The organism is Deinococcus sp. Arct2-2, from assembly GCF_004801315.1.
In the GTDB taxonomy this organism is placed as follows: Bacteria; Deinococcota; Deinococci; order Deinococcales; family Deinococcaceae; genus Deinococcus.
This window is the reverse complement of record NZ_SSNW01000051.1, coordinates 18,002-42,017: the sequence shown is the minus strand read 5'-3', so window position 1 is coordinate 42,017 and position 24,016 is coordinate 18,002. Positions and strand designations below refer to the sequence as shown.

Sequence of the window (24,016 nt, the reverse complement as noted above, 5' to 3'; positions counted from 1 at the left end):
ACGCCCATCGTGCTTCGGAGACCGTCGTCAAGCTCACCCAGCAGCGGTTAGACCTCCTGGTTGGGCAAGTCGGAGAGATTGAGGCCGCGATGCGTGCGCTGATCGAGGCGGATGGACTGTTGTCGCAGCAACTGAAGTTGCTGCTGAGTGTGCCGGGGTTTGCCTTCGTGGCGGCGGCGACCATTCTGGCAGAGACCATAGGATTTGCCCAGCTGGACACCGGACGAGAAATCTCGGCGGCCGCAGGCATGGCGCCTTCCCCACACCAATCGGGATCCAAACGCGGTCAAGGACGGATTTCGAAGACCGGCAACGCCCGCCTGCGACGGATCGCGTATCTCTCGGCCTTGGGCGCGTCAAAATCACACAGCCGAATGCGAACCTACTACCGCCATTTACGGGACACGGGCAAACCAGCCAAAGTGGCGTTAGTGGCACTGGGACGTAAACTCTTGATCACCGGGTTGGCAGTCGTCAAATCTGGGCGCCCTTATCAGGATAATTTTTGTCGTTCTCAAGACGGAGCCGGCCCAACACCGACAACCGCCCAGCCAAAGACTTGACAACCCAGCAGCGACACCCTATCTAGAATATCGCGTTCCTGACGGGTAATTTCTAGTTCTCGTTCTAACTTCTTGAATCGCGCTTCCTGCTCACTCAACGCGGCGACACCGCGTCCGGTGAACTGGGGGCGGCCCGCCGCCCCTTGCTGCTCATGCTGCTGTTTCCAGCGCACCACCAAATAGGGCGGCACACCGAGGTTGCGCGCAATCGCTGCACAGCTTTTCTGGCTGCTGATCACCAGACGCACGGCTTCTTCTTTGAACTCGGCGGTGTAGTGGTTTTTACTGGCGGTCATCTCAGTCTCCATTGTCGGTCAGACTGAACTCCTCCTCCACAGAACCCTAGCAAGATCAGTTTCTTCAAGTACGTGAAAGCGAGGTATGCCCACTACAGGGGTGGTCTGAGGTTCAGACCACCCCTGCCCTCAGCCTGTCATGACGTCAATGAAGGCCACACCACCGTTAGGAGGCGGCCGACGGGAGGCGGGGGCCTGCATGAGGGGGAACCGGCGGCCCCGCCGCCTGCCACCCTGCCGCCACCTCCTGGGCGTACTCGGCAAAAGAGCGTGGAGGACAGCCCAGCAGAAAGGTGGTCTGCCGGAGATCCGCGGCGGACGTGCCCATCTTGACTTTGCCGACCAGCCGGTAGCTCTTTTGGCAGTCCAGCGCCTTGCGGCCCCCATACGCCCGGACAAAGAGGGCATCCATTTCCGCGAGGTTGGGCGCGTACTGCACAGGCTGCCCCAGCGCCGCGCTCCAGTGGACCGCCGTGTCCTCGCCGCTCAAGGACTCGGGTCCAACGAGTGCGTAGCCACCGCTCTTTACGGAGGCGTCGAGCAGGGCCCGCGCCGCCGCCTCGCCCACATCCCGCGTATCCACGCGCGGAATCCGTCCCAGGGGCAAAGGATAACGTCCGGCCAACAGCTCCTCCCGGCACACTTCATCCATCTGAAAGTAGTTGCCAGGCATCAATAGCACGGGGTTGGTGTGTGAAGTGCGCACCCGTTCGGCCAGGCGCAGCTTGGGCTGGTAATGCGGCATCAGCAAGCCAAAGATCGTCCGCTGCATGAAGCGGCTCAGGCGGTTGGTGCCACTTGCATGGACGCCGGAAAACACCAGCCGCACACCGGCCCCTTCACAAGCCGAGACGAAGTGCTCGGCGAACTGCTCCTCACGCTCATCATGCGGCGAGACGTAAAAGGCAGCGTGGCTCCCTTTAAGGGCTTGAACGATAGACTCGCGGTCTTCCAGCGTGCCGACAGCGCGTTCCACCTCCGGCGGCAAGTCATGAACTTTTTCGGGCGAGCGGACGAACACGCGCACCTGTGCGCCGCGTGCGAGCAGCGCCCGCACCACTTGGGAGCCGATGGCGCCGGTGGCCCCTGCGACGAGTATGGGCCGGCTAGGGAGGGCTAGGGCAGACATTGGTTGGGACGTTTTGTTCATCGTGGTTCTCTCCTCACTGTGATTCGGGCGAAAGGTTCCACTCCACACGGATGGTCGTGGGCATGTTCAGCGCCTCGCCCTGGGTCTCGTATGACCCTCTCAATTCACCGCTCGGCCCAACTTTCCCCTGCAAAACGCGGTTGATGTCCGCAGTCACTGGGTACGTCTCCGTGCGGTCGACCCGGTCGTCTTGCTCGCCGCCGCAGTACAGCTTGTACCAGCTCCACCGGGTGTAGGGGCCGCCCATCTGGCCAGAAGCAGTGTTCACGAAGAGCTGGTAGTCGCCGTCCTTCACGAGGAGGTCGCCTTTGGCCGGCGCCTTGAGCAGGCCGGTCATGCTGTACTTCAGGTCATGGATGTGGTGCTCGCGCAACACCTCGGGGCCCCCCGCTTGGCACACTGAGTAAACCTTCCACTCCTGATGATCGGCCTCGTCGTATGAGGCGGTGCCCGCTTGCTCGAAGGTCAGGTTCAGGCGTCCGTCCGCCACGACTTCCGTACCCGTGACGGTGTAGGTGTGCTTGTTCTGATAGGTTTTCTGACCGCCGCCCGCCCAGGGAGCCGCCGCAGTCCGGGTTTTCGTGCCCGTTTCGGTGTAGGTGACGGTGCCCTTGTCGCTGTTCGCAGGATCTTTGACCCTCACCCGGGCGACCAGGGTAATGTCGCCCAGAGTCAGGTCGGACACGTTCACCGACACCGCGACAGGGTTCTGGCTGGGCTTTTTCGCTGGAGCGGTGTAGACAGCCGCACCGGAGCTGGTGCCTGTATCGCCCACGGTCCCTACACTGGCGTTGCCGCCCATGACGCCATTCGCCGCCCAGTCCCGTGCCGTAAAGGCCACCGCCGAGGGGCCGCACTCGTAGCCGTATGTGACTTTGTCCGGTCCACCATCCTCCGGCCACAGGCAGGACACGACCTGCAACGAAAGCTGTTCTCTGATCTCAACCTCGGACAGATCGGGCCGGAGCTGTACCCCTTCCAGCAGCGACCAGTCGCTAAAATGGGTGGTTTCGACGGAAACGGTTTGTGCGGTGGGATCGCGGGTCGGCGTATGGTAATACTGCCATACACCGTTCTGGTGCTGAAAACCGATACTCAGCGCCAGCGGTGCCGAGCCGATCACGTCCTGGTCTGTATAGGCGAAGGTGAGGCGGACAGGCTTGGCGAAGGTCAGTCCCTCCGAGGTCAGTCGGTAAGCCTGGCCAGTGCCCCCCGGGACGGTACGGGTAATAGGTTGGATTCCAACCGTCTGGTCACCAGCGAGTGCCCCAGCGGGAATGTCGATGCGAACCGCACCGCCGGACGTGCCGAGGGTTCCGCCCGCCGCGCCAATGGTTGCCTGCGTGGGCGTTCCGGTGGGTATCCCCACGGGAAAGGCTCGAGGCGTTTCAGCAGCGGTTGGCGGCGCGGGATTCGGGCTGCTAGAGGGCGTGCCGCCGCCACAGGCGGTCAGGCCAAGGAGCAGGGTGGCCGCAATCAGAACAGGTGTGCGCATCTCAGGGTCTCCTGGGAAGGGGTGAGCTATGAGCCGGGGGCGACGGTGGGTCTCGCTACCCCGCCCGCTGCCCCCGTTCAGGGCCAGTAGCGGGTGAGGACGAAGTCGTTGTTGGCGTCGTTGCGGTGCCCGCCCAGCACGATGCGGGTGGCTGGGATGCGCTCGTCTGGTTGCAGGACCAGCGCCTGCGCCTCATCGGCCTTGGAGCCGGGGGCGACGGGCGTGAGGGCTGTGCCGCCCTGGCCGAAGCCCGCGTCCCGCGTCCCGTTCGCCTCCAAGCGGGTCACGGCGAAGTTCCCGGCAGACGAATTGCCCTCATATACCCAGCCGCCCAGCACGAGCTTGCCGTCGGCCTGCACGGCGACGCCCGTGGCGCTGTCCCAGTTCTCACTGAGCCTGACAACCTGCTGGCCGCCCGTGCCGAAGGTTGTGTCCAGTGCACCGTCTGCACCCAGCCGAACCACGGCGGTGTCGTTCTCGCTGTTTCCGGCCAGCACCAGGCGGCCCTGGGCATCCACGGCAACCGCGTTCGCCACGCCGATGCTGCCCGCAAAGAGGGCGCTCAGCTTGCCGCCCGAGCCGAAGGAGGCGTCAAGCTGCCCGCCCGGGGTATAGCGCGCCGCCTTGAAGTCACCGTCGCCGCCCACGGCCACGATCCGGTTCCCCTGCGCCGCGAGCGCCCGCACCGTGTCCTTGGCGTTACTGCCGCCCAGTGCTGTGGTGACGACGCCGCCCGAGCCAAAACCTGTGTCCAGAACGCCGTTCACGCTGTACCGCACCAGCGCGAAGTCCTGCCCGGTCGTGCCCGAGGCGAAGGAAGCAAAACCGCCGGTGACGACCTTGCCGTCGGCCTGCACCAGCAGCGCCTGAGCACGGTCTGCTGAGGAGCCGGGAAAAGTGGGCGTGACCCGGCCACCCTCGCCAAAGGTGGTATCCAAGCTGCCTGTCGCCGTCAGGCGGGCGATCCCGAAGCGTTCTTCATTCGCAGCGTTGGTCATGCTGCCCGCGACGACGATCTTGCCGTCTTCCTGAAAGGCCAAGGCGCGGGCGATATCCGATTTGCCCGCAAAGTCGACGAGCACCTTACCGCCTGTGCCGAAGGTGGGGTCGAGCGCGCCGTCACGGGTGTACCGCACCACCGCAAAGTCATCAGAGGAGGCAAAGGCCGTGCCCGCCATCAGCACTTTGCCGTCGGGCTGCACGGCCAGGGCGTAACTGTAGTCTTCCCCCGTGCCGACGGCATTCACGGCGACGCCGCCCGCACCGAACGTGGTGTCCAGGCTGCCTGCGGGGCCCCGCACCGTGACGGTCACCGTTTTGGAAACGTCGGACACTCCAGTGGCAGTGCCCCTGAGCGTCACTGCGGTGGGCTGCGAGTGCGGGGCAGCCGCAGCCGCGCTCACCGTGACCACAGCGCTGGTCTGACCCCCCGGGATGGTGATGGCGGCGCCGCTGGCCCCGGTGGGCAGGCCCGTCAGGCCCAGCGTCACGGCACCGGTGAAGCCGCCCCGGCGCGTCACGTTCACCGTTAGACTCGCGCCCGTTCCGGTGATGACCGGCAGTTTATCGCCGGACACGGTCAGGTCGAAGCTGCCGCCCGGCTGAGGCTGGTTCTGGGTGACCGTCACACTGGCCGCGTTGCTGCTTACCCCGCCCGCGCTGGCCGTGATGCCCGCCGCTCCGATGCTCAGGCCCGTGACGACGCCTCCGACGACCTTCGCCACGGCCTCCTGGTTGGATTTCCAGGTAAAGCCGACATTGGGGATGGCCTGGCCCTGCTCGTCCTTGGCTGTGGCGCTCAAGGCAGCCGTCTGGCCGACCTGAACACTGACACTCGCCGGAGTGAGTTCAGTGGTCTTGATGCTGGGCGTCGGGGAGGTGCCGCCTGTGGTGCAGGCCGAGAGTAGGGCGGTCAGCAGCAGGGTGCTGGCGGTCAGGGTCTTATTCATGGTGAAGCCTCCTTGCCGTATGGCGAGGACAGCGTGACCCGGCTGGTCTGATCGGCCCGTGATTGGGGACAGCACGCTTTTCGGAGGTTCAGGGCCGTGTCTGCCGGGCCCAACCCCCCAGGCAGGCGCTGTCAGCGGGCGACCAGAAAGAACGCGGCCCAATCACGCGGGAATCAGGGTGGAGGTTTTAGGGTAGGCCCACCAGGAGGAACCATGCGCTCATCCACCCCTGCTGCTCGTCAGTGGAAGTTCAGCCCCACCAACCCAGTGACCTCCGCCAGACCAGGCACTCAGAACCGGCTGACGCCGCTTCAGCCAGCACACGGTCTATGCAGTTCCGTGCCGAGCCTGAAGGCCGTACCCACCGGCGGCAACGGCCCGGCTGAGGGGGCGACTGTGCGGCTCAGGCGCGGCTGGACTCGGCACAGAGAACGCGCCCTGAGCCTGCTCCAGAGCAGTGCGGTGAGGGACGCGACCAGCACAAAGCCTTCTGGACACGCCAGTCTGCGGACTGCCTGCGACCTTCCCTCGCCCCGCCCTGCGCACGAGGAACCCTCTTGTGGGCAGAGGCTGTAGCGCCTCGCCTGCGGCGGCCGCCGGGGCCACACGCGCACGGGCGCGCCCCGCCCCGCGTGTTCCAGCCACCTCTCGGGGTTGCGCGGCACTGGCCTGTGCGGCGTCCTCAAGCCTGGAGCCAGGTACCAGTCGTCACGCCAACCCCTGCACATCAAAACTACGGCGTCCAGAACTGCGGCGTCTCATCTGGGAGAACCTCCAATGCACCGGTACATGCTCAGCCTGTCTTTCGTCCTGACGTCCACCACCCTCGCCGTGCAGAGCGGGCCGCCTATCCGGGCACCCCTGCTTGGCAGCTGGCTGTACGGCACGCTGTCGTCCACCGAGTATTACGACCTCAACACCAACAAATGGCAGGACGCCAGCGGCGCTTCAGAGATCGTCACTTTCCTGGCCAGTGGCCACTATGAGCGCACCAGGCTGCTGTCCCTGACCACCTACAGCTGCACCTCCAAGGCCTACTTCTACGAGAAGGGCACGGTGAAAATGGCCGGCGACAAGATCACCTACCGCCCAAGCGAGGGGGTCAGCAAAGGCTACACCTGCACGCCGTCAAACAGCTGGCAGACAAACAAGATCAACCCTGAAACCTGGGCCGTGCATTTTGAGAAGGATTCCACCGGGGCCGACATCATGGTGCTCCAGAACCTGAAAGGCACCGCCGAGGCGCATTACGGACGCTACAAGCAGTGAACAACTGCACTGGGAGGACTCAACATGAAGAGCAGGGCGGTGAATGATTCAGCTGCAGAGCTTCCGCTGGGCGGCCTCCGCCCGGCGCTGCCGAAAAGGCGGCGGAGCCGGGTGCGGCGCGCCTGGTGTACCGTTGCCCTCTGGGGGTGGCTGCGGCCATGAGCGCCCCACCCTCTCTGGCGGGAGTGACGCTCTGCCTGAACCCCACAACTTCGGTCTTCGTCTCAGGCGTGCCTGGGTCAACCCCTTCCACGCTGGCAGATCGCCTCTATAGCGAGCTGAAATCCTTCCTCCACAGCCAGGGCGTGCGGTTTGTGGAGGCCCCCGGCTGCAGCAAGTCGCCCGCTGCCCTGACCCTGTTCCTGAACGTCACGCCGGTGCGCGGGAGCAGCGCTGTAGAAACCTTGGTTTCGGGCCGTGTGTCCAATGAGGTGCAGGCAACAGGCGTCTGGTTCTCCAACAGCCCACTCCGTTGGTCAGGCGTCAAATACGGCCAGGTGAGTCCCGGTGAGACCGCCATCAGGCTGCGGCTGCTGGAGGATGCCCGGTTCATGTTCGCCCAGTTCGTTGAAGACTGGCAGGCGGCCAATCCTTAAGGTGAACGGCGCAGAGTCATTGCCCGCGCCGCCAACACGGACATCTCCTGATCCACCAACTTCAACTTGCCCTGTGGCAGAACCAGGAGCGGAGCAGGAGCAACAGGCGGCGCGGTTCCGCTGAGGTTCTGGAACCGCGCTGCCTGTTGCTCTGCGAGTGCCTGCCCAGGGCAGTGTCCTGAACCCGTCACTCCCCGCTTCTCAGACCGTCCCCGCCCTCAGGGTTTCGCGGCGCGGGTCAGCAGGATAGCTGTCGCCTCCACCAGCACGCCCGCGACCGTCTGCTCGATGGACTTGGAGGCAACGGCACCCGCAGGAACCCCAAATCGCCACTCCTTGAGGGTCAGGCCCTGGGTGGCCCGCCGGGCCGTCGAGAAGGCCCCCCAGTTGGGCGAGGGAATGGGGCGACCTTCCCGCCCGGAGGAAACGACAGCGTCACGACCTCCATCCCCTCGCCTGGATCGTATTGATCGAGGACAACGTCGCGCAGGACGAAATCACTGTCGCGCTCAAGTTTGAGACGCTGCACCGTAAACGCATTTAGGACGCCGGGCCAGGAAACAGAGCATTTGCCCCCCAACGAAGGAACGCTGCCCTGCAACGAAGGAACGCTGTACAGCAGGGGTATCATGACGCTCTCACCCGAATACATGCCCGCCGCGAGGTTGGAGTTGAGCCGCACCCGAACTTCCACGTGTCTGATAAACCCCGACTTGACGTCCGTGATTCTCGAATCGATCTTCAGGTCGAGGGCGAGACAGCCCAGCACGCGGTTGATCAGGGCGTTGAGGGTGGAGGGGCCGATGCCCTGCCTCGCCGAGTCGTCCAGTACGCGTAAAATGTCGCCCGCCGCCAGCTCGTCCGGCACACTGCCCTGCTCGCACCGCGCCGTCATCACTTCCAGCAGCGTTTTGAGCGCAGCGTAATGCAGCGCTCGGCTGCGCCTGATCTCGTCTTGCAGGCCTGTGTAATCGAGCGTGGCGAGGTCATCGACCGCTTTGAGGAACTTCTGGATGGCGCTGAGCAGTTGATCGCGTGACCGACTGTTCACCGGGTCCCTGAGGGCTGTGTTTGCTTCTTGCAGGGCACCTCTGGCCGTCTGTTCGTTGTACAGCACGAGGGGCGGCACGGCTTGGGCGGCGGCGGACGCCTCTGGAGAACCGGCGAGCCGCGCGAAGGCGAGAGCGTGGACTGTGAATACTGTGAATGTGGACAGGCGCTTGAACATGGATAAACCTCCCAGGGCCAGCACTGTGAGCGAACCGTACTGCCCCCAACCTGATTCCGGCGTGATCGGCTGAAGACCCCCGAATGTGGCAGGATCAGCGCACTGTCCGGCCTCAAGACGACCCAGAGCGCGGCATGGGGGGCGGCTTCGAGTGTCCGGGAGAGCAGGCTTTGGCAGGGCGCTGCTGGAGCTGGAGCGGCGTGTAGCCAACGGTTCCGCACCAATCACGGGCGAATCATGCGGGGCCTCTTACGCTGACCGCATGTTCAAGGCGCGTGTTTCTCCCACTCTTTCTGGTGCCTGTGTGCTGGTGGCCCTCAGCCTGAGCGCGGCGCTCGCACACGGCGAGTTGCCGCCGACCCTCAGCCGTACCGAGATCATGCAGCAGTTTCTGGCCCGTCCGGAGGGCACTGTTCCGCTCTCGCGGGCCACAGGCGGCGTGCGCGAGTTCACGCTGGAAGTTCACCGCGTCCAGACTGAGATTGCCCCTGGGGTGAGTGTGCAGCAGTGGGCCTTCGGCTTCCCGGGTCAGCCCGCCACCGTCCCCGGCCCCGAACTTCACGTCAAGCTCGGCGAACACGTCCGCATCACGCTGCACAACACCCATGACCAGCCGCACGCCCTGCACCTGCACGGCATCACCTCGCTCTCTCAGGAAATGGACGGGGTGCCTCACCTCAGCCATGAGGTCTTGCCCGGCCAGTCCTTCACCTATGAGTTCGTCGCCACTGAGGCAGGCACGCACGCCTACCACTGCCACTTTCAGACCAACGTTCACCTGGATATGGGCATGTACGGGGCACTGATCGTAGAAGACCCGGACGAGCAACTGGCGTGGTCGAGGGATCACACCCTGATTCTCGATGAGTGGGACAGCCGCCATGACCCGGCCCAGTTGCCCTACCACCCCGACTACGACGAGTTCCTGGTCAACGGCAAGGCATTCCCCCTCATCCCGCCCCTGAAGATCCCCGCGGGCGAGACCCATCGGGTGCGCCTCCTGAATCTGGGGGCGCAGCCACACAGCCTGCACCTGCATGGAACGAGTTTTCTGGTGGTCGCCAAGGACGGACACGACCTGCCTGTTCCGTATGTGGCCGACACCCTGCCGATCCTGCCGGGGGAGCGGTACGACACGCTGGTCAAGGGGCGGGACGGAACCTTTCCCTGGCATGACCACAACAGCAACGCGAATACCGCCCGTGGGGAGTATCCGGGCGGCATGCACTTCGATGTCGAGGGAAGTCCGGCTCTACGGGCAGACGGCACCCCCATACTTCAGGACGCCCATGCAGCAGGGCACCAGCACCTGCCGGACATGAACGGAGCCGGAAGCGCGGCCAGCGCTGAGGCCGTCATCAGCGTCTCAAATTTCGAGTTCAGCCCAGAGGCCGTCCGGATCAAGGCGGGAGGAAGCGTGACCTGGGAGAACCACGACAGCGTGGCTCACGAGGTCGTCCTGACGGTGGGTGGACGGGAAATGCACTCCGCGTTGCCAGCCCACGGGCACGCCACGGTCACTTTTCCTGAGAAGGGAAGCTTTACGTACCACTGCCTGCCCCACCCCTTCATGTCCGGAACCGTTGAGGTGGAATAGAGCAGCGGTCAACCTCGGGCCGTCTCCAGCGCGGTTGCCGACAAGAATCCCTCTTTCTGGCCGAGCGGGGCGCATGAAGGGCATCACCAGAACAGAGAACTGCATCAGGGCTGAATTCTCGCGGCCCGGCCAGCCGCTCGGCGTGGGGAGTGCGCCACGGCCCGCCTTGAGTCCTGGCCGGGTCGCCGGACACGGTTCATCCGTTCTGCTGGACACGCCAGACGGACAGAACAGGTGCTTGCAACGTTTCTCGTCAAGAGAACAGCATGATTCGTGAACAGAATGGACGACTTTGATCCTTCCTTCTGGTGGAAAGCGCCTCGCTCCGCCGGGCAGGAGGGAAGTATGGCGGCCGGTGCACCCTACTCCGGCTCCGGATCACGCACCTGGGCATTCAGGAACTCCAGCAGAGCGTCGGGGGTCGCGAAGTAGCGGCGCTGCGTGCCGTAGGGCAGCAGCACCGAGGCGCGCCACACTACTTTCGAGCCGTCCAGTTCGTGCCAGATGCGCAGCAAGTAGACGGTGTGTTCAGGGAGAGGCGGGTGAGGGAAGTCGTTCATGCTTAAACCTCAGGAGCAGTCGGGGAGAAGCGGTGGGAACCTCGTGAGCCCCGTTGCCTGGCCGGGCAGTCGGCGGCGAAACCGGCGTCGGGTCAGAAAGCGGCCTCTGGGCGCGGCCCCTTTCTGACGGGATTGCCCGGTGAAGTGCACCGTAAAACACCGTCTCTGATTGGCCGATGATTGACCGTCCCCGCGTTCATCCACGCCCGCTGAACGACTGCACTTCGGAGTGTGGGCGCTGCGTCTGGGCCACCGCCAGCCGTTCCTTCACCAAAAACCGGGCCGGAGGCGGTGGGAGCCGACACCTCGGGGCCACACCTGGGCGGAGCGCCTGAAGGTTCGGCGGCCTCTCCCCAAGGGCAAGCCGGAGCGCGCGCCCTCAATCACGCCGGAATCAGACCACCTCTTTTACGGTTCATTCACGCCGGAGCCGCATTCCTGGCCCCGGCCCAGGAGGAACAACCATGACGAAGACCACCGCTCTGCGCCCACTGCTGACCCTCGCCCTGATCGCCACGCTCGCCGGGCCTGCGCTGGCCCACACGGGGCATACCCACGCGCCGGCCGCCGTACAGGTTCGGGGGCAAGACTACAAGTTCGTGACGCCCGCAAGCGTGAAAATGGGCTGGACGACCTTCGAGCTGAAGAATACCGGCCAGGAACCGCACCACCTGCAGATTGTCCGCTTGCCCGGCCACATGACGCAGGCAGACTTTCTGACGAAGTTGAAGGAGAACGAGGGAGCGGCCCTGGCCAGCGTCGATCTGGTGGGCGGCGTGGGGATGCTGCTGCCGGGACAGGCGCAGCAAGTCACGCTGAACCTGACTGAGCCCGGCACCTACCTGGAGCTGTGCTTCATTCCCGACGCCAAGGGGGTGCCCCACCTCGCACTGGGCATGGTGCAGAGCTTTCAGGTCACGAAGGGCGCAGGTGCCCAGACCCAGCCGCCCCAGGCCGGCCTGCAGGTCAAGCTGGTGGACTACGGCTTCGAACTGCCTAAGGGGAGAGCGATCACCGAGGGGCCGCAGGTGTGGGAGGTGATGAACGGCGGGCCAGAGGGTCACGAGATGCTGGTGTTCAGAATCGCCCCCGGCAAAACGGTGGAGGACGTGGCGGCCTACCTGAAACAGCCCGAGGGACCCATGCCGCTGATCCCCATGGGCGGAGCGCAGGCCGTTGCCCAGGGCCGAACCTCATACGCGCACCTGAATCTCACGCCCGGAGACTACCTCCTGCTGTGCGGCATTCCCAGCCCCAGCCATCAGGGAGCGCCGCACGCCGCCCTGGGCATGATCCGCCCCTTCACGGTGGTGGCAAAGACTGCCCAGAAGTGACGTTCAGACCGGCTGGGGGCGTTGAGGCTCCCACAGCGTCATCCGGGTTGGCCCTGTCCGCGCGCGAGCAGGGTCAGTGCCTCCCGGAGTCCGACCTGCCGTCCGCGCCGGCGCCGCTCGCTGAACAGGTCTGGGTTCAGCAGCACCCGCGCGGAGCGTTCCACTTGCGCCAGCGTCGCCGCACTCTCACTGTCCCAGCGGATGAATTGGAGATGACCCTCCAGCACGCCTGTGAGCCAGCCCAGCACCGGCCCGTCGCCGCGGGCGAGCGCCAGCTGTGCCCAGCCTGTGAGTACGGTCAGACACCCGGTGCCCGAGTCGAGGGCGGCGGCGTGGAGGCCCGCCTGAGTCAGGTGCGCCGCCGCCTCACCAAACCGTCCGGCGAGGCGTTCTGCCTCGGCAAGAAGAACACGGGCCGACATCAGCGAGAACGTGCTGTCGGTCTGAAGGGCGACCTCGTGCATCCGCCAGGAGAGGCGCGTGATCTCTGGAATGTCTTGACGAACCTGCGGCACGATCATGCGGGCGTGCAGGGCCATAGACGTGATGAACGGATCGCCATACTCTTCGGCAAGCGCGATGGACTCCCGCGAGAGCCGGTCGGCCTCCTCGAAATCTCCCCGCTGCATCACGGCAAAGGTGCGGTAGCCGAGGGCCAGAACCTGCCCGACCACCACCCCCTCATCTGCATACCGCCGGGTTCCCTCGGTCATGAAGGTCTCGGTGGCGCTCAGATCCTTGTGCCAGAAGGCGCGTACGCCACGCGCCAGGGCAATACGGGCCTGGCCCCGGTTCGAGAGGCTGCCCAGCGCCGGATGCTCCACCAGCGGCGTCAGAGCGTTCACACCTTCGATGAACCAGGGGTTGAGAGGAGCCATCAGGCAGATCAGCTCGGCGAGCTCTGCCGCGTCCTCCAGCTGTCCGGTGCCCGTCAGGGTATCTAGGGCGGCGAAAACGTTGCTCATCTCGCCCTCCAGATCCTGCACCCAGCGTTTATGCCCGGAACCGCTGACCCCCTCTGCGGCGCGGCGCATAAAGTTCAGCATGAACGCTGCGTGAAGACGGCGCACCTCGGCCAGCTCTCCGGACGCCTCCAGTTCCTCCCAGGCGTACTCGCGCACCGTGGCGAGCATCGTGTACCTCGGTTCTAGGCCAGATTCCTCGGTCCAGCGCACGAGGCTGTGCTCGATCAAGGTGCCGAGCCGTTCGAGTACGTCGAGCGTGCCCGTGGCGTCGGCCACCCGTTCGGCGGCGTCCAGTGTCCAGCCGCCCCTGAACACCGAGAGCCGCCCCAGTAGGGTTCGTTCGGCCTCTGGAAGGAGGGTCACGCTCCAGGCGATGGTGGCCCGCAGGGTTCGGTGCCGGTCGGGCAGGTCGCGCGCGCCGTGAACCAGCATGGGAAGCGCCCGCTCCAGGCGATTTTGCAGCGCGGCGGGCGGCATGGCCCGCAGCCGGGCCGCCGCGAGTTCGATGGCCAGCGGAAGCCCATCGAGTTGGCGCAAAATGGCCCCGATCACGGGCAGGTTCTGGTCGGTCAGCCCGAATCCGGGGCTGACCGCCTGTGCCCGGTCGACGAACAGCGCGAGCCCCGCAGACCGCGACAGCGCCTCTTGCGGGTCTCCCTGAAAGGAGCCGGGGAGCGGCAGCGGTTCCACGGCGTACACCTGCTCGCCGGAAAGAGACAGTGGGATCCGGCTGGTCACGAGCAGCTGAAGCCCTGGCGCGGCCCTGAGCATCTGCGCGAGGAAGGCGGCCCCCTCCACGACCTGCTCCAGGTTGTCAAGCACGAGCAGATGCCGCCTGTGCCCCAGCTCCCGGCCCAGCGCGACCAGTGGATCTTCCGGGGTTCCCACCGGAAGCCCAAATCCGTTCATGAGGGCGGCGGCCAGTCCACGTGGATCGGTCAGGTCGGCCAGCGACACGAAGGTCATCCCGCCCTCGTAGCGGCTCTCGGTGGCGCGGGCGACCTCCAGGGCCAGCCGCGTCTTGCCCACGCCGCCCGGCCCGGTCAGGGTCAGCAGCCGGATCCCACCCGCCAGCAACGCCTGCACCTCCAGGCGAGCAGCTTCCCGCCCGTGGAAGGAGGTGCTGGGCAGGGGCAGGCTGTGCGGGCGAGGTTCAGGGGCGTCCAGCCCCCCAGTTTCTCCCCCTATCTCGGCAATGCGCTCCTGCAGGACTCGGGCGTCGTCCAGACGGAAGTTGTCGCGGGCTGCGCGTTCGGCTGCGCGCAGGTGGGGCAGGGCCGCCTGCGCGTTCTCACCGCTCAGCCAGTGCTGGGCAGTGCGCAGTGGGTTGGCCCCGGAGCGCTCCAGGGCCCGCGCGGCGTTGCGGTGAAGAAGGGTGTGTACCGAGTTCGGGATCTGTGCGGCCACCGCCTCATAGATCAGGTCATGCCAGAAGCCGTCACCGCGCACGACCTGGGCCGATTCCAGTTCGCCCCAGGCCTCCAACAGCTCGAGAAGGGGCGCGCCTAACATGTCGGCCACGAGGTCTACCGTAAAGTCTCGCTGCAAGATGGCCGCGGCCCGCGCCGCCTGAAGGGCCGGGGTAGACAACCCGTTCAGGCGCTGCTCAATGACCTGCGCGACCTTGACGGGCAGCGGCAGCCGCTCGGGCAGGCTCTTTCCAAACTGACCGGTCTCGATCAGGTGCTTGACCGTTTCGAGGAGAAACACCGGATTGCCGCCGGTGTGCCGGATCAGCCGGTTCCGGGTGGAAGGATCGTTCGGCACGTCCAGATCGTCCATCAGCGCTCCCAGACTGTCCTCGTCCAGGGGGCCTAAGGTGATGCTCACAGCCAGTCCCTGCGCCACGAATTGCCGTAGGAGGGCCCAACTTTCCTGCGGCAATTCGCTGGGGCGGTAGGTCACGATGAGGGGCGGCAGGCTGCGTGAGCTGCGGGCCCGGCTCGCTGGGCCGTAGAGGTACTGGCCGTTGGTATTGGTCTGCTGATCGAAATACTGCCAGTCGTCGGCCACGCTGGTCTGTGCCCCCTCATGGAGAGCGAGTTGGAGAATGAACACCGCGTGACGCAGCCGCAACATCTCCTCCTCGTTCACGATAGGCGGAGGATCTTGCCCGTTCAGCGCGAGTTCGGGCAGCAGGCGTGAGAGTTCCAGACGAACCCACGGTTCCAGGGTCGGGAGCAGGTCAGGCCGTTGCCGTAACCCTTCCCGCAGATGACGGATGGAGGTCGCCCACGGCTGCGTCTGGTCGCCCGGCCGGGCGGAGTTCACGCGGGACTCGCCCTTGCTGGCCGCAAAATCCAGCGCCAGCCGGGTCTTGCCGCTCCCCGCCTCCCCGCCGATAAAGACCCACAGACCCCGCGCGCAGGCGTCCTCCATCATGGCCCACTCGCGCTCACGGCCCACCAACCTGGGTGGGCGGAGCACGGCGAGCGGCAGGGCGTGCCGGGCCGGGCCCGTTCCCACAGGAACGCTGAGCGTGCCCTGGTCAATCTCGCGCGCCAGTTCCTGCGTCTCCGCCAGGGGCCCAGTACCGAACTCGCGCCGCAGCGTCTCCACGCAGCGGCTGTATGCCCGCAGGGCAGCGGCCCGGTCACCCCGCGCGTACTGCAGCCGCATCATGCGGCGGTAGGCGTCTTCTGAAACAGGATCGGCGGCCAGCAAGCGCCCCGCGAGTTCCAGGGCTGCGCCGAGATCACCCTCCCGTTCCAGCCGGGCCGACTCGTGGCTGAGGGCCTGAACCCACCAGCCCTCCAGCATCTCACGCTCCGAGCGAACCCAGTCGTCCAGGTCTGGGCAGTCGTCGTAGGTGAGACCCGGCAGCAGCGCCGGGTTCAGGCCCACGAGCTCTGCGTACTGCCCCCGAGCGAACAGGTCCCGCAGCCGCGCGACGTCCACATCCAGGTCCCCGGCGATGGCGAGGGGATTGCCCGGCGTGATCAGGTCCCGGCCCGTGGTCAGCCTGACCTTGCGCAGCAGTTGCGAGAGGTTGTTGCGCGCGGTCGCCTCGGGTGAGTCCGGCCACAGCAGATCGGCCATCCGGGCACGGAAGGTCGGCCCCTCCAGCACCAGGTAGGCGAAGCAGGCGGCCATCTTGCGCTCCAGCAGCGTGTAGCCCACTCCCGGCGCGCTCAGGGCCGCCCCACCCAGCAGCGTGACCTGCCACGTCCCTGCTACCGACTCCGTGATCATAGGCCCCCACGCATAGACTTATTTTAGAGCAGTTCTCCGAATGACGCGACCAGAACAAAGACTTCTGATCGCTCCAGTCTACGTCCTGCTCACGACCTTTACTTGCTCCGCTCGGCCCACAAGAAACCCTCCTTTTGACCCATGATTTAAGGGCGTTGTACTTCATATCGGGCGGTCTCCGGGGTGTTCCGGAACCGCGCCACAAGCGGCTCTGCGAGTCCGTCTTCAGTGCAGCGTCCTTCCTTCCCTCCTCGCCTCGCTCGGTTCATCTTCAGATGGACTTCGACCTCCTTAACGGGAGATCTCTGCCGGGGTACAGCCGCCGCCGCGTGTGCTCAGGCATGCCGCGCCACAGTGGGGGACGAACGAGGCTTCGGTTCTTCGGCTCCGCAGAGGATCAGGAAACGGCCCTGGACAGGAGTGGCCGCATCATTTAGGGCCGCAGGTCACGCCCGTGGCCGCAGGAACGCGGTGCAGCGTTTTCCCGTTTTCAGCGTCCTTGACGAACAGGGTGTGGCCGCTTGCCGCAGGCTCAAAGCCACTTTTCGGGTTGAGATCCTCCGGGTAGGGATAGGCCACGCTCAGCGCGACGGTTCGCGAGTCGGCCAACCAGCAGGAACTGTTCAGTACAGTGAGGGTACCCTGTGGAGCTTGGGCGACAATCAGCTCGCGCACGTTCTTGTGCCCTAGATCGGCCACGTACGCAAAGGTATTGATCTGGGCATTGCTGTCGTGGCGTGCCACCAGAATCAGCAGTTTCTTGCCATCAGGAGAGGGCGTGACCTCCAGTACACTGCCCACAAAGGTCCCCAGCCAGCCCAAGGCCCTGAGCTTTACCTCTCTCACGTCTGCCTCAAAGACGGCCGAGGTCGTGGTACCGGCGCTGCCCACGCCGTACCCGGCATTGGAGGCGAAATACACCCGCTGACCGTCGCGCGTGACCTGTGGGGACGTGACAGTCCAACTCACGTCGTCCGCCTGAGCGCGGGGATCGAGATCCCCCAGGAACTCACGGATGGCAGGCTGCGGCGCGTCTCTCAGCGCCGCCATCAGGTTTCGGGGCAGGCGGCGGGTAAAGACTTCGGTGCCGGGACGGGCACCGGGGCCGTAGAGCATCACGCCCACGTCAGCCGGGGACTGAACCGAGCCGAGCATGGTGATTACCTGCCCGCTCCGTGAGGTGCTTTGGTACAGGGCGGATGGATTGGGCAGAAACGTCTTGTGCTTGACCAGGTTCCAGCCCGCGTTCCCACCGTCACTGCCTGCAATTAGGGCGTGGCCGTCGCCTTCCCACCGCAGCCAACGGGCACGCACGGTGGTAAAGGTGGGCCCGGGCACCACCGAACTCACAAGCACGCTTTTCGCGTAAGGCGCCCTGCTCAACCACGGGCGCAGAGGCGGAACCCTCTGGGCGTGGATGTCGGTTCCTCCAGGGCCAGTCATAAAGGCGAGCGTGCCGTCTACTGGAGAGAGGGCCTGCAGCACCGCGCCGCGTGAATTTGCCACCTGCTGGGCAGGCTGACCGGGGCGGCTGGCGATCCAGAGTGTTCCGCCCCTGAAGTACGCGAATTGACCGGCCACCTCGGGAGAGGCAGCCGTGTTGGGGGCAGCCGCCAGCACGGCGAGGGCCAGGCTGGAAAGGCGGCGCGTCATGCCAGCCACACGCGCGTGGCTGGCGTGCGGCTCCAGGGGCGTGCCCGCCCGAGCACGACTCTGATTTCCTCGGCAAGCACGGGCAGAGGCAGGAGTTCCAGTGCGGGCACGGCGTCGAGCGCCAGCCGCAGGGCAGCGTTGGGCTCTAGACCCGGGCGGCGCAGCAGGGCCAGGAAGGCAGCGTCGTCGCCCAGCGCACGGGCACGCCGGCAGAGCTCCCCGTATGCTTCCGTGCTCGGGGTCACGAACCCGGGTTCAAGCGGTTCCTGGAGGTCATTGCCTGAGAAATTCTGTGTCATGGCCTCAGCCTAGTTGGGGGGGGATGATTGCAGCATGACGGGGGATGTGCAGCAGGTTGGCGGCCGACCATTCGTCAGTCAGCTGACCCTCCCTCTGGTGGGGGCCTGTGGGTTAGCGGACTGAAGGCGAGAGATCTACTCGCAAAGGGCAAGAGGGACATCTGAGTTCATTGCGCCTGCTGAAGCTAAGCGTCAGTCACGAGGATGACAGTCCGGCCTGTTGGCGCCACGGGCGTGCTGCTTGAGGGCCGTTACCAGAGAATGGATGGGCCTGAGCCAGTGCTGGACATCTTGAGAGAAAACGGCGTCCAGAGCGACAACAATTCGATTGACTACAGCTGGCTCTGGAGACAGGTGGGGGGGCGGCCCTGGCCGTTCAGGGAGGCCACTTGAGCGGCACCGTCCTTCATGCAGGGTGCCCTGCACGAACCTGTACTCCAAACGCCTTGCCTCTCGGCGCTCGCCCTCAAAACGTCTGGTCTGATTGCCGCGTGATTCGGCCAGTTCTCCACGCTTGGGGCGAAATGCACCCAGCTGACCAGGCCGTGCGCTCCCTTCAGGGGGCCGGGAATCTCTGCGCTCAATCACGCGGCAATCAGAGGGTGAGTCCTACGCTCACTGCACGTCCCCAGGAGACAGATTCATGGGGCAACCAACAGAGATGAGGAGAAACAGATGCAAGGAATAAGGATCAACAAGATGGCCCGCATGGTCCTCGCCCTGATGGCGACAAGCTCCGTTCTGGCCGCCCCTGGCAAGCCGGTGCCCGGCAGCGTGCAGGGACAGGTGCTTGACTCGCGTGGTCAGCCGCTGGAGGGCGTGCAGGTCTGGATCAAACCCGTCGTGACCACCGGAGTCGCTGAGATGCTGACTGACGAGCACGGCCGCTACGAGGTGACGGGCCTTCCCCCCGTCGGGTATCAAGCCCTCGCTTGGGTGCAGGTGCCGTACCAGGGCAAGACCTTTTGCTCGCGCCTCGCCCACCCCAAGGCGTCGGACTACAACCCCTTCAACCCCCGCGACGGTCTCGTACGCAACTTCCGCTGGCAGCTCTCGGGCCGCATCCCTGGCAACGGCGACTACAGCGACTTGGGGTATTTCGGCGGCAGCATGCCCCTGATGGCTGGTTTCGGGCAGGAGCGCTGGGCCACCGCCCAGGACGAGATCGAGCTTCAACTCACGCCCGTCGGCCCCCTGATCGACGGCAGCGCGGGCAAGGCCCTGACGAAGACTGCTCCAGCCCGGGGCATGGTGCTCGACGTGCCTATCGGAACCTATCAGGTCAAGGCCACGTTCATCGGCGCGGGCGGTAAGCGCGAGCCGCTTCAGGTGTCCGCCTCCGACGGAAACTACGCGAATGAAGCGACCGTCAAATTCACCCCTTCGGGCACCTTTTGTAAGGGCACAAGCGGCGGTGCCCCGGGCCGCGCATACGTTTACTGGCAGTTTCGGTGATCTCGCCTGGACTGCCGCTCGCACACAAGACCTTTGATTCCGTGGAGACTATGATGAAAAATTTCCGACCTTTGACCCTTGCACTCGCTACCCTGGCCAGCGCGTCCGCTTCCCGGCTGCCTGCCAACCTCGAACCCTTTGGGCCGGAGCAGGTGTGTGTGGGCCGCGCGGAGGTGCTCGTGCGTGGGCAGCCAGACAAAAAGCTGACCCAGGCGGCCCAGGAGTTGCTGAACAAGACCGCCACCACTCAGAAATTGAGCACCACCTCCTACACAGAGTGCCCTGCATGGCTGTCCTACCGCGTTGAGGTGGCCAACACGGGCCAGGATAAGCTGCTGGTGTATGGAGCGACGCTTAGCCTGGTGACCCCCAAACTGGAGACGAAGGCCGTGGGCAACCTAAAAGATGAGACCTTCGACTACGACGGCGGCTTTGAGTACGTCACGCTCTGGGACGCGGGGGGACAAGACATTGCCTTTGACACAGAAAACCTGGCGTTTCGGCTGCGCGCCCGCCTTCTGGACCTGATGGACACCTTCGCCGCCGACTGGAAGAAGACCCATTGACCCTCCCCTGCCCTCCCGAGCGGGGCAGAAACACGGTCCTGAAATTTTACTCCGCTAAAGAAAATTTGCTGCCCCACACGTCTATTGCAAAAGCTATAGAACGGAGATCCGATTGAACCAACAGCCCAGTTCAATGTCCCACTTGAAGAAAGGTTCAGTTGGGACACGTGCAGAGGCCGATAAACACGATGTTCTTCCCCTGGTCAGACCAGTACCTTCAAGTGGGACGAGTATGAGGACTGCTTAGCGGAGTGAAGTTCCGAAATCGTGTCTCTGCCCCGCTGAGGTCTCAAACCCATCCTCCGGACAGCATGGGCACCGACGGGGCGGCCGTTCGTTTGCCCGGTTTACCCCCGCTACGAATGGCTGTACGTGTACGCCTTTGTCAACCCAGAGACCAGTAAACGTCGCTTCTGGATTGTCCCGACGCTCAATCAACAGGCCTATGGGCTCGTCATGACCGCCGTGGCTCAAAGTGTCGGAGCCGGGCAAGATCATCACGTCTTGATCGTGGAAGACAATGGTGGCTTTCATGTCCCTACACCGCAGGGACATCCACAGGAGATCGAGATCGTGCGTTTACCTCCCTATGCTCCAGAACGGCAACCCGTAGAACGTGTCTGACACCTTACGGATGCCACCATCGCCAATACCTGTCCGGAGAATCTTGACGCCTTGGAAGCGGTGGTCGGTGAGCACTGCAACTGGTTGGAAACACAACCTGACCTCATTACCCAACACACCCTGTTCCACTGGTGACCCTTGTGTCAGAATTAATCGGAATCCATATTAGTCCTCGATCAGCGCGCCGTACAGGACCATGTCGAGGTGCACGTTCGTCTGCTGATGGCAGTGGTAGGCGTACGTGCCGGTCTTGGTCGCCACGAACTCCTGCGTGAACGACTTCCCTGGCAGAACCACCCCGCTGGTGTGCGGCACACCGTCCATCTCCTGTGCCAGTGACGTGACGCCGTGCAGGTGCAGGGTGTGGGGCTGGTCCTGGGTGTTGACCAGCGTGATCCGCATCAGATCGCCCTGCCGCACGCGCAGTTCCAGGCTCGGCACACTGGCCGACTGACCTGGGAAGCCAAAGGCCCACTGCTCGACCGGTACACCGGGAGAGAGCTCGGTCGTGACGCGCCGCACTTCCAGCGTGAACTCGCGAACCTGACCGGTGTACTGCGAAACCGGAACAGTGCCGGTCGGGCGCTGCGTGAAGTGCTGGATGAGGTCGGTTCGGGCAGGTGCGCTGCCGACGCCTCGTGCGGACGGCAGGGTGGCCGCGCCGAACAGCAGGAGAAGCAGGAGGGGTGTGTTCATGACCGCAACCTTAAGAAGTGGGGCCTGATTGCGCCCTGATTGGCCCAGAAGCGCGCCGGCAGGTCAATGGACCGGTTCCGGGTGGCCGATTCGCCCATGTGCGGCCGGAAACGACGTCTGGAACGTCGCCGATGATGCGGGGCCGTCCAATCACCGGCGAATCACTCGCCGCCGCCTATGGTGACAGCAGCCCACCCGGCTAGGAGGGAAGTACCCATGAAGACCCATCAGATCCTGACCCCTGCCGCCAGTCTGTCCCCCTGCGGCGGCGGCGCAGCGCCCCCACCCACCGTCAAATCCATTGAACTGACCCCCACCGCCGTGATCGTGCGCGGTCCGGCCGGCAGTCTCGATCCCACCTCTGGAGACCGACCATGACAACATCCAGAATCCGTATAGGCCTGGTCTGCGCCCTACTGACCGCTGCCCCAACGCTGCCCGCATCCGCGCAGACCCTGCCGCCCGTGGTCATCCGCAGCCCAGCCATGGCCCGGGGGGCCCTTCAGGAAGTCAACGTGGCGCTGCAGGGTGCCATCCGGAGCGGGCGGCGCGACGAGCTCAAGAAAGCCCTGCAGCGGACGGCCGACGTGACCGGCACACTGAATGAGCTGGGCTACACGGGCCTCCAGAAGGAAGTCGGCGTGACTCTCGGGCTCTATCACGACGCCATCGCCGCGCTGCTGCGTGCCTTGACGGCCAGCTGCGAGAAGGGGAATCTCCCGGACGGCCTGACCGGAGCGGACATCCTGCGCAGCCTGGGGCCCGCCACGGTCAAGGGCGTCGGCACGCAGCGGATCAACGACATCCAGGCGCGTCTGCCCAAGTGCCTCGCCCTGACCTTACAGATCGATTCAGGCATCAAGGCCAGCGCCATGAACTACGTTGTGCATGTCGAGGTCGTGGTGCCCCTGGACTACGACCTGCAGGGCGGCTTCTACCGGGGCAAGGGTCAGATCACGGTACTCTCACAGCAGGCCACCCCGGAAGGGCCCTGCCAGGGCAAGTTCGATAACGACCCGGCCGACTTCATCGTGAACCGCCTCGACGTGCAGACGATCAACGAAACTCGCCTGGAGAAGATTGTCCTCAAGGCGTATCAGGTCGGACAACTGAAGGACACGGGCGTGCTGGTCTGCCCGGCTCCCGCGCCGGCCATCCCCATCAGGCAGATGAACTGGACGACGCTCTTCCAGGGCGCGCGGATGAAACGTGACCTCTCCGCGCTCGACTGGCGCTTCGGCTTTCCGGCGAACATCGTGGCAAGCACGCGGATTGACGGGCCGTTCGCCGAGTACCTCAGCGAGGCGACAGACATCCTTCTCAGGCGGACGCCTCGCTGAGCGCCGCACACACCGCTCAGCGTTCAGCCGTGATCTGCAGTGCCTGCACTTCACAGCGGTGTTCAGCTGCGCTGTGAGGCGTACCGTTGACCCCTCAATTCCACGTTCGCCGCTGTCCTGTTCAGGACTTCGCTCCGCAAGGTCGTTGGAATCCTTGAGGCCCTTTCACCGCTGACGGTGAATAATCTCCATCACCGTGTTTTTACTGAGACCCAGATCGCGTGCGATCTGGCGGTAAAAGCAGCCTTCTGCTCGCAACTTCAAGACCCTTGCTTGGTAGCGATCTGCTTTGATCCGAACCCCGGGCTGGCGAGCAAATTTGACGCCACGTTCCTGCGCTAAAGCGACGCCGGATCGAATGCGTTCTCGCAGCACGCCCGCGTTCAAACTCTGCGAGCGCGGCCATCAGGGACGCAAATAGCTTGCCTTGAGGGGAACGCAGATCGAACTGTCAGCCGGTTTGGGCGATCACCGAAACTCCGCAGGCTTCTAGACCTTGCAAGGTGCTCAACAGGTCGGTCGTTGACCGACCCCAGCGGGTCAATTCAGTGACCAGAACGACACTGATCTGTCGTTCACGCCCCAACTGCAACACTTTCGCCCGCTCCACTCGGTCATCCTGACTGCCGGAGGCGGTTTCTTTAAACACGGCGATGACCTCGTCGCCCGCTCGGTCGGCAAACGCCAACAGGTCTCGCTCCTGTCGTTCACACGACTGGTCATGGGTGGAAACCCGGCAGTAGAGGGCGGTACGCTGTCCCATTTGAACCTTCCGCAGTTTAGCGCCGAAGAACGCCGTGTTTTTGGGGGTCTGTGGGTGTCCTGTTTAAACTAGAGTTCAATGACGACATCGAGAGCCCAATGAGTGACGCTCCCCATCACATTGGTTGAAGCGAGGTGAGCTTGCCTCGGTTTCGCGTACTTACAGTTACGCCACGGCCTGAATGTTGAGCTGCTCAAATTCTAGTGGGGTTTTGTAGCCCAAAGTGGAATGTCGCCGCTGGCGGTTGTAGAACACTTCCAGATACTCGAAGACTTGGCTGCGCCCCTCCTGGCGCGTGTGAAACACGTGGTCTAACAGCAACTCCCGTTTCAAGGTCGAGAAGAACGACTCCACCACCGCGTTGTCAACACAATCCCCTTTCTTCCCCATGCTGATCTTGCTAAGGTTTTGTGGAGGAGGAGTTCA

The 24,016-nt window shown here is 64.6% G+C and carries 22 protein-coding genes and 1 pseudogene; 11 read left to right on the top strand and 12 right to left on the bottom strand.

Translation table 11 applies throughout. The annotated features are described in order from the left end of the window. A partial coding sequence (locus E7T06_RS21935; protein ID WP_240741156.1) for a transposase occupies positions 1-563 on the top strand: 563 nt, incomplete at its 5' end. Here E7T06_RS21935 and E7T06_RS17785 read toward each other — a convergent pair. From E7T06_RS17785 to E7T06_RS17770, 4 genes are all read right to left on the bottom strand, one after another. Beyond that, positions 515-859, bottom strand: a complete 345-nt coding sequence (locus E7T06_RS17785) for a transposase (protein ID WP_168733622.1) — start codon at positions 857-859, stop codon at positions 515-517. The two genes, E7T06_RS21935 and E7T06_RS17785, sit on opposite strands and share 49 nt — an antisense overlap. A gap of 166 nt (positions 860-1,025) precedes the next feature. Next, positions 1,026-2,009 (bottom strand): NAD(P)H-binding protein, encoded by a 984-nt coding sequence (locus E7T06_RS17780; RefSeq protein ID WP_136367104.1) that lies wholly within the window; start codon positions 2,007-2,009, stop codon positions 1,026-1,028. 13 nt (positions 2,010-2,022) lie between these two features. After that, complete coding sequence (locus tag E7T06_RS17775; protein ID WP_136367103.1) at positions 2,023-3,504, bottom strand: hypothetical protein; 1,482 nt, start codon at positions 3,502-3,504, stop codon at positions 2,023-2,025. Positions 3,505-3,581: 77 nt separating this feature from the next. Continuing rightward, complete coding sequence (locus tag E7T06_RS17770; protein ID WP_136367102.1) at positions 3,582-5,453, bottom strand: hypothetical protein; 1,872 nt, start codon at positions 5,451-5,453, stop codon at positions 3,582-3,584. 777 nt (positions 5,454-6,230) lie between these two features. Between E7T06_RS17770 and E7T06_RS17765 the strand changes: the two genes are divergently transcribed. Both E7T06_RS17765 and E7T06_RS17760 read left to right on the top strand, forming a co-directional pair. Then, on the top strand, positions 6,231-6,722 hold the full coding sequence (locus E7T06_RS17765) for a hypothetical protein (protein ID WP_136367101.1): 492 nt from the start codon (positions 6,231-6,233) through the stop codon (positions 6,720-6,722). Positions 6,723-6,880: 158 nt separating this feature from the next. Further along, positions 6,881-7,318 (top strand): hypothetical protein, encoded by a 438-nt coding sequence (locus E7T06_RS17760; protein WP_136367100.1) that lies wholly within the window; start codon positions 6,881-6,883, stop codon positions 7,316-7,318. Between the two features lie 343 nt (positions 7,319-7,661). Here E7T06_RS17760 and E7T06_RS17755 read toward each other — a convergent pair whose 3' ends face one another. After that, positions 7,662-8,546: a hypothetical protein gene (locus E7T06_RS17755; protein WP_136367099.1), complete on the bottom strand. Its 885-nt coding sequence runs from the start codon at positions 8,544-8,546 to the stop codon at positions 7,662-7,664. Between the two features lie 83 nt (positions 8,547-8,629). On the opposite strand from E7T06_RS17755, the gene E7T06_RS22130 reads away from it, so the two are divergent. Both E7T06_RS22130 and E7T06_RS17750 read left to right on the top strand, forming a co-directional pair. Beyond that, the gene (locus tag E7T06_RS22130) at positions 8,630-8,752 is read left to right on the top strand and encodes a hypothetical protein (RefSeq protein ID WP_276605587.1); all 123 of its coding nucleotides are present in this window, start codon (positions 8,630-8,632) and stop codon (positions 8,750-8,752) included. Between the two features lie 56 nt (positions 8,753-8,808). Next, positions 8,809-10,143 carry a multicopper oxidase domain-containing protein gene (locus tag E7T06_RS17750; RefSeq protein WP_136367098.1) on the top strand — a complete coding sequence of 445 codons (1,335 nt, stop codon included), beginning with the start codon at positions 8,809-8,811 and terminating at the stop codon, positions 10,141-10,143. 362 nt (positions 10,144-10,505) lie between these two features. On the opposite strand, the gene E7T06_RS17745 is transcribed toward E7T06_RS17750, so the two are convergent. Then, the gene (locus tag E7T06_RS17745; protein WP_136367097.1) at positions 10,506-10,703 is read right to left on the bottom strand and encodes a hypothetical protein; all 198 of its coding nucleotides are present in this window, start codon (positions 10,701-10,703) and stop codon (positions 10,506-10,508) included. 464 nt (positions 10,704-11,167) lie between these two features. On the opposite strand from E7T06_RS17745, the gene E7T06_RS17740 reads away from it, so the two are divergent. Then, the gene (locus E7T06_RS17740) at positions 11,168-12,037 is read left to right on the top strand and encodes a hypothetical protein (RefSeq protein ID WP_136367096.1); all 870 of its coding nucleotides are present in this window, start codon (positions 11,168-11,170) and stop codon (positions 12,035-12,037) included. Positions 12,038-12,075: 38 nt separating this feature from the next. On the opposite strand, the gene E7T06_RS17735 is transcribed toward E7T06_RS17740, so the two are convergent. The 3 genes from E7T06_RS17735 to E7T06_RS17725 form a co-directional block, all read right to left on the bottom strand. Then, on the bottom strand, positions 12,076-16,194 hold the full coding sequence (locus E7T06_RS17735) for a BTAD domain-containing putative transcriptional regulator (protein WP_136367095.1): 4,119 nt from the start codon (positions 16,192-16,194) through the stop codon (positions 12,076-12,078). A gap of 429 nt (positions 16,195-16,623) precedes the next feature. Further along, positions 16,624-17,847, bottom strand: a complete 1,224-nt coding sequence (locus E7T06_RS17730) for a hypothetical protein (protein ID WP_136367094.1) — start codon at positions 17,845-17,847, stop codon at positions 16,624-16,626. Next, a complete protein-coding gene (locus E7T06_RS17725; RefSeq protein WP_136367093.1) occupies positions 17,844-18,146 on the bottom strand; it encodes a hypothetical protein in 303 nt (100 codons plus the stop codon). Before E7T06_RS17725 ends, E7T06_RS17730 begins: the two co-directional genes overlap by 4 nt. A gap of 699 nt (positions 18,147-18,845) precedes the next feature. Here E7T06_RS17725 and E7T06_RS17720 point away from each other — a divergent pair. From E7T06_RS17720 to E7T06_RS17710, 3 genes are all read left to right on the top strand, one after another. Next, on the top strand, positions 18,846-19,601 hold the full coding sequence (locus E7T06_RS17720; protein WP_168733621.1) for a carboxypeptidase regulatory-like domain-containing protein: 756 nt from the start codon (positions 18,846-18,848) through the stop codon (positions 19,599-19,601). A gap of 50 nt (positions 19,602-19,651) precedes the next feature. Then, complete coding sequence (locus E7T06_RS17715) at positions 19,652-20,167, top strand: hypothetical protein (RefSeq protein WP_136367091.1); 516 nt, start codon at positions 19,652-19,654, stop codon at positions 20,165-20,167. A gap of 297 nt (positions 20,168-20,464) precedes the next feature. Beyond that, complete coding sequence (locus E7T06_RS17710; RefSeq protein WP_136367090.1) at positions 20,465-20,791, top strand: transposase; 327 nt, start codon at positions 20,465-20,467, stop codon at positions 20,789-20,791. A 165-nt stretch (positions 20,792-20,956) separates the two neighbouring features. On the opposite strand, the gene E7T06_RS17705 is transcribed toward E7T06_RS17710, so the two are convergent. Beyond that, entirely contained in the window at positions 20,957-21,487 is a 531-nt protein-coding gene (locus tag E7T06_RS17705; protein ID WP_136367089.1) for a multicopper oxidase domain-containing protein, read from the bottom strand. Between the two features lie 216 nt (positions 21,488-21,703). On the opposite strand from E7T06_RS17705, the gene E7T06_RS21345 reads away from it, so the two are divergent. Both E7T06_RS21345 and E7T06_RS17700 read left to right on the top strand, forming a co-directional pair. Beyond that, complete coding sequence (locus tag E7T06_RS21345; protein ID WP_168733620.1) at positions 21,704-21,865, top strand: hypothetical protein; 162 nt, start codon at positions 21,704-21,706, stop codon at positions 21,863-21,865. After that, positions 21,862-22,827 (top strand): hypothetical protein, encoded by a 966-nt coding sequence (locus tag E7T06_RS17700; protein WP_136367088.1) that lies wholly within the window; start codon positions 21,862-21,864, stop codon positions 22,825-22,827. The genes E7T06_RS21345 and E7T06_RS17700 overlap by 4 nt, the downstream gene beginning before the upstream one ends. Before the next feature lie 451 nt (positions 22,828-23,278). Here the strand turns inward: E7T06_RS17700 and E7T06_RS21930 are convergent, their stop codons facing one another. Continuing rightward, positions 23,279-23,590, bottom strand: coding sequence for a recombinase family protein (locus E7T06_RS21930; RefSeq protein ID WP_240741155.1), 312 nt, complete (start codon positions 23,588-23,590; stop codon positions 23,279-23,281). A gap of 165 nt (positions 23,591-23,755) precedes the next feature. Next, positions 23,756-23,989: pseudogene (locus E7T06_RS17690) on the bottom strand (integrase core domain-containing protein); the annotation flags it as partial. Between the last annotated feature and the right edge of the window lie 27 nt (positions 23,990-24,016).

What these genes read in the sequence shown, in the direction of transcription:
- E7T06_RS17785 (WP_168733622.1), bottom strand. Translation starts at nt 859, where the DNA reads ATGACCGCCAGTAAAAACCACTACACCGCCGAGTTCAAAGAAGAAGCC.
- E7T06_RS17780 (WP_136367104.1), bottom strand. Translation starts at nt 2,009, where the DNA reads ATGAACAAAACGTCCCAACCAATGTCTGCCCTAGCCCTCCCTAGCCGG.
- E7T06_RS17775 (WP_136367103.1), bottom strand. Translation starts at nt 3,504, where the DNA reads ATGCGCACACCTGTTCTGATTGCGGCCACCCTGCTCCTTGGCCTGACC.
- E7T06_RS17770 (WP_136367102.1), bottom strand. Translation starts at nt 5,453, where the DNA reads ATGAATAAGACCCTGACCGCCAGCACCCTGCTGCTGACCGCCCTACTC.
- E7T06_RS17765 (WP_136367101.1), top strand. Translation starts at nt 6,231, where the DNA reads ATGCACCGGTACATGCTCAGCCTGTCTTTCGTCCTGACGTCCACCACC.
- E7T06_RS17760 (WP_136367100.1), top strand. Translation starts at nt 6,881, where the DNA reads ATGAGCGCCCCACCCTCTCTGGCGGGAGTGACGCTCTGCCTGAACCCC.
- E7T06_RS17755 (WP_136367099.1), bottom strand. Translation starts at nt 8,546, where the DNA reads ATGTTCAAGCGCCTGTCCACATTCACAGTATTCACAGTCCACGCTCTC.
- E7T06_RS22130 (WP_276605587.1), top strand. Translation starts at nt 8,630, where the DNA reads ATGTGGCAGGATCAGCGCACTGTCCGGCCTCAAGACGACCCAGAGCGC.
- E7T06_RS17750 (WP_136367098.1), top strand. Translation starts at nt 8,809, where the DNA reads ATGTTCAAGGCGCGTGTTTCTCCCACTCTTTCTGGTGCCTGTGTGCTG.
- E7T06_RS17745 (WP_136367097.1), bottom strand. Translation starts at nt 10,703, where the DNA reads ATGAACGACTTCCCTCACCCGCCTCTCCCTGAACACACCGTCTACTTG.
- E7T06_RS17740 (WP_136367096.1), top strand. Translation starts at nt 11,168, where the DNA reads ATGACGAAGACCACCGCTCTGCGCCCACTGCTGACCCTCGCCCTGATC.
- E7T06_RS17735 (WP_136367095.1), bottom strand. Translation starts at nt 16,194, where the DNA reads ATGATCACGGAGTCGGTAGCAGGGACGTGGCAGGTCACGCTGCTGGGT.
- E7T06_RS17730 (WP_136367094.1), bottom strand. Translation starts at nt 17,847, where the DNA reads ATGACGCGCCGCCTTTCCAGCCTGGCCCTCGCCGTGCTGGCGGCTGCC.
- E7T06_RS17725 (WP_136367093.1), bottom strand. Translation starts at nt 18,146, where the DNA reads ATGACACAGAATTTCTCAGGCAATGACCTCCAGGAACCGCTTGAACCC.
- E7T06_RS17720 (WP_168733621.1), top strand. Translation starts at nt 18,846, where the DNA reads ATGGCCCGCATGGTCCTCGCCCTGATGGCGACAAGCTCCGTTCTGGCC.
- E7T06_RS17715 (WP_136367091.1), top strand. Translation starts at nt 19,652, where the DNA reads ATGATGAAAAATTTCCGACCTTTGACCCTTGCACTCGCTACCCTGGCC.
- E7T06_RS17705 (WP_136367089.1), bottom strand. Translation starts at nt 21,487, where the DNA reads ATGAACACACCCCTCCTGCTTCTCCTGCTGTTCGGCGCGGCCACCCTG.
- E7T06_RS21345 (WP_168733620.1), top strand. Translation starts at nt 21,704, where the DNA reads ATGAAGACCCATCAGATCCTGACCCCTGCCGCCAGTCTGTCCCCCTGC.
- E7T06_RS17700 (WP_136367088.1), top strand. Translation starts at nt 21,862, where the DNA reads ATGACAACATCCAGAATCCGTATAGGCCTGGTCTGCGCCCTACTGACC.
- E7T06_RS21930 (WP_240741155.1), bottom strand. Translation starts at nt 23,590, where the DNA reads ATGGGACAGCGTACCGCCCTCTACTGCCGGGTTTCCACCCATGACCAG.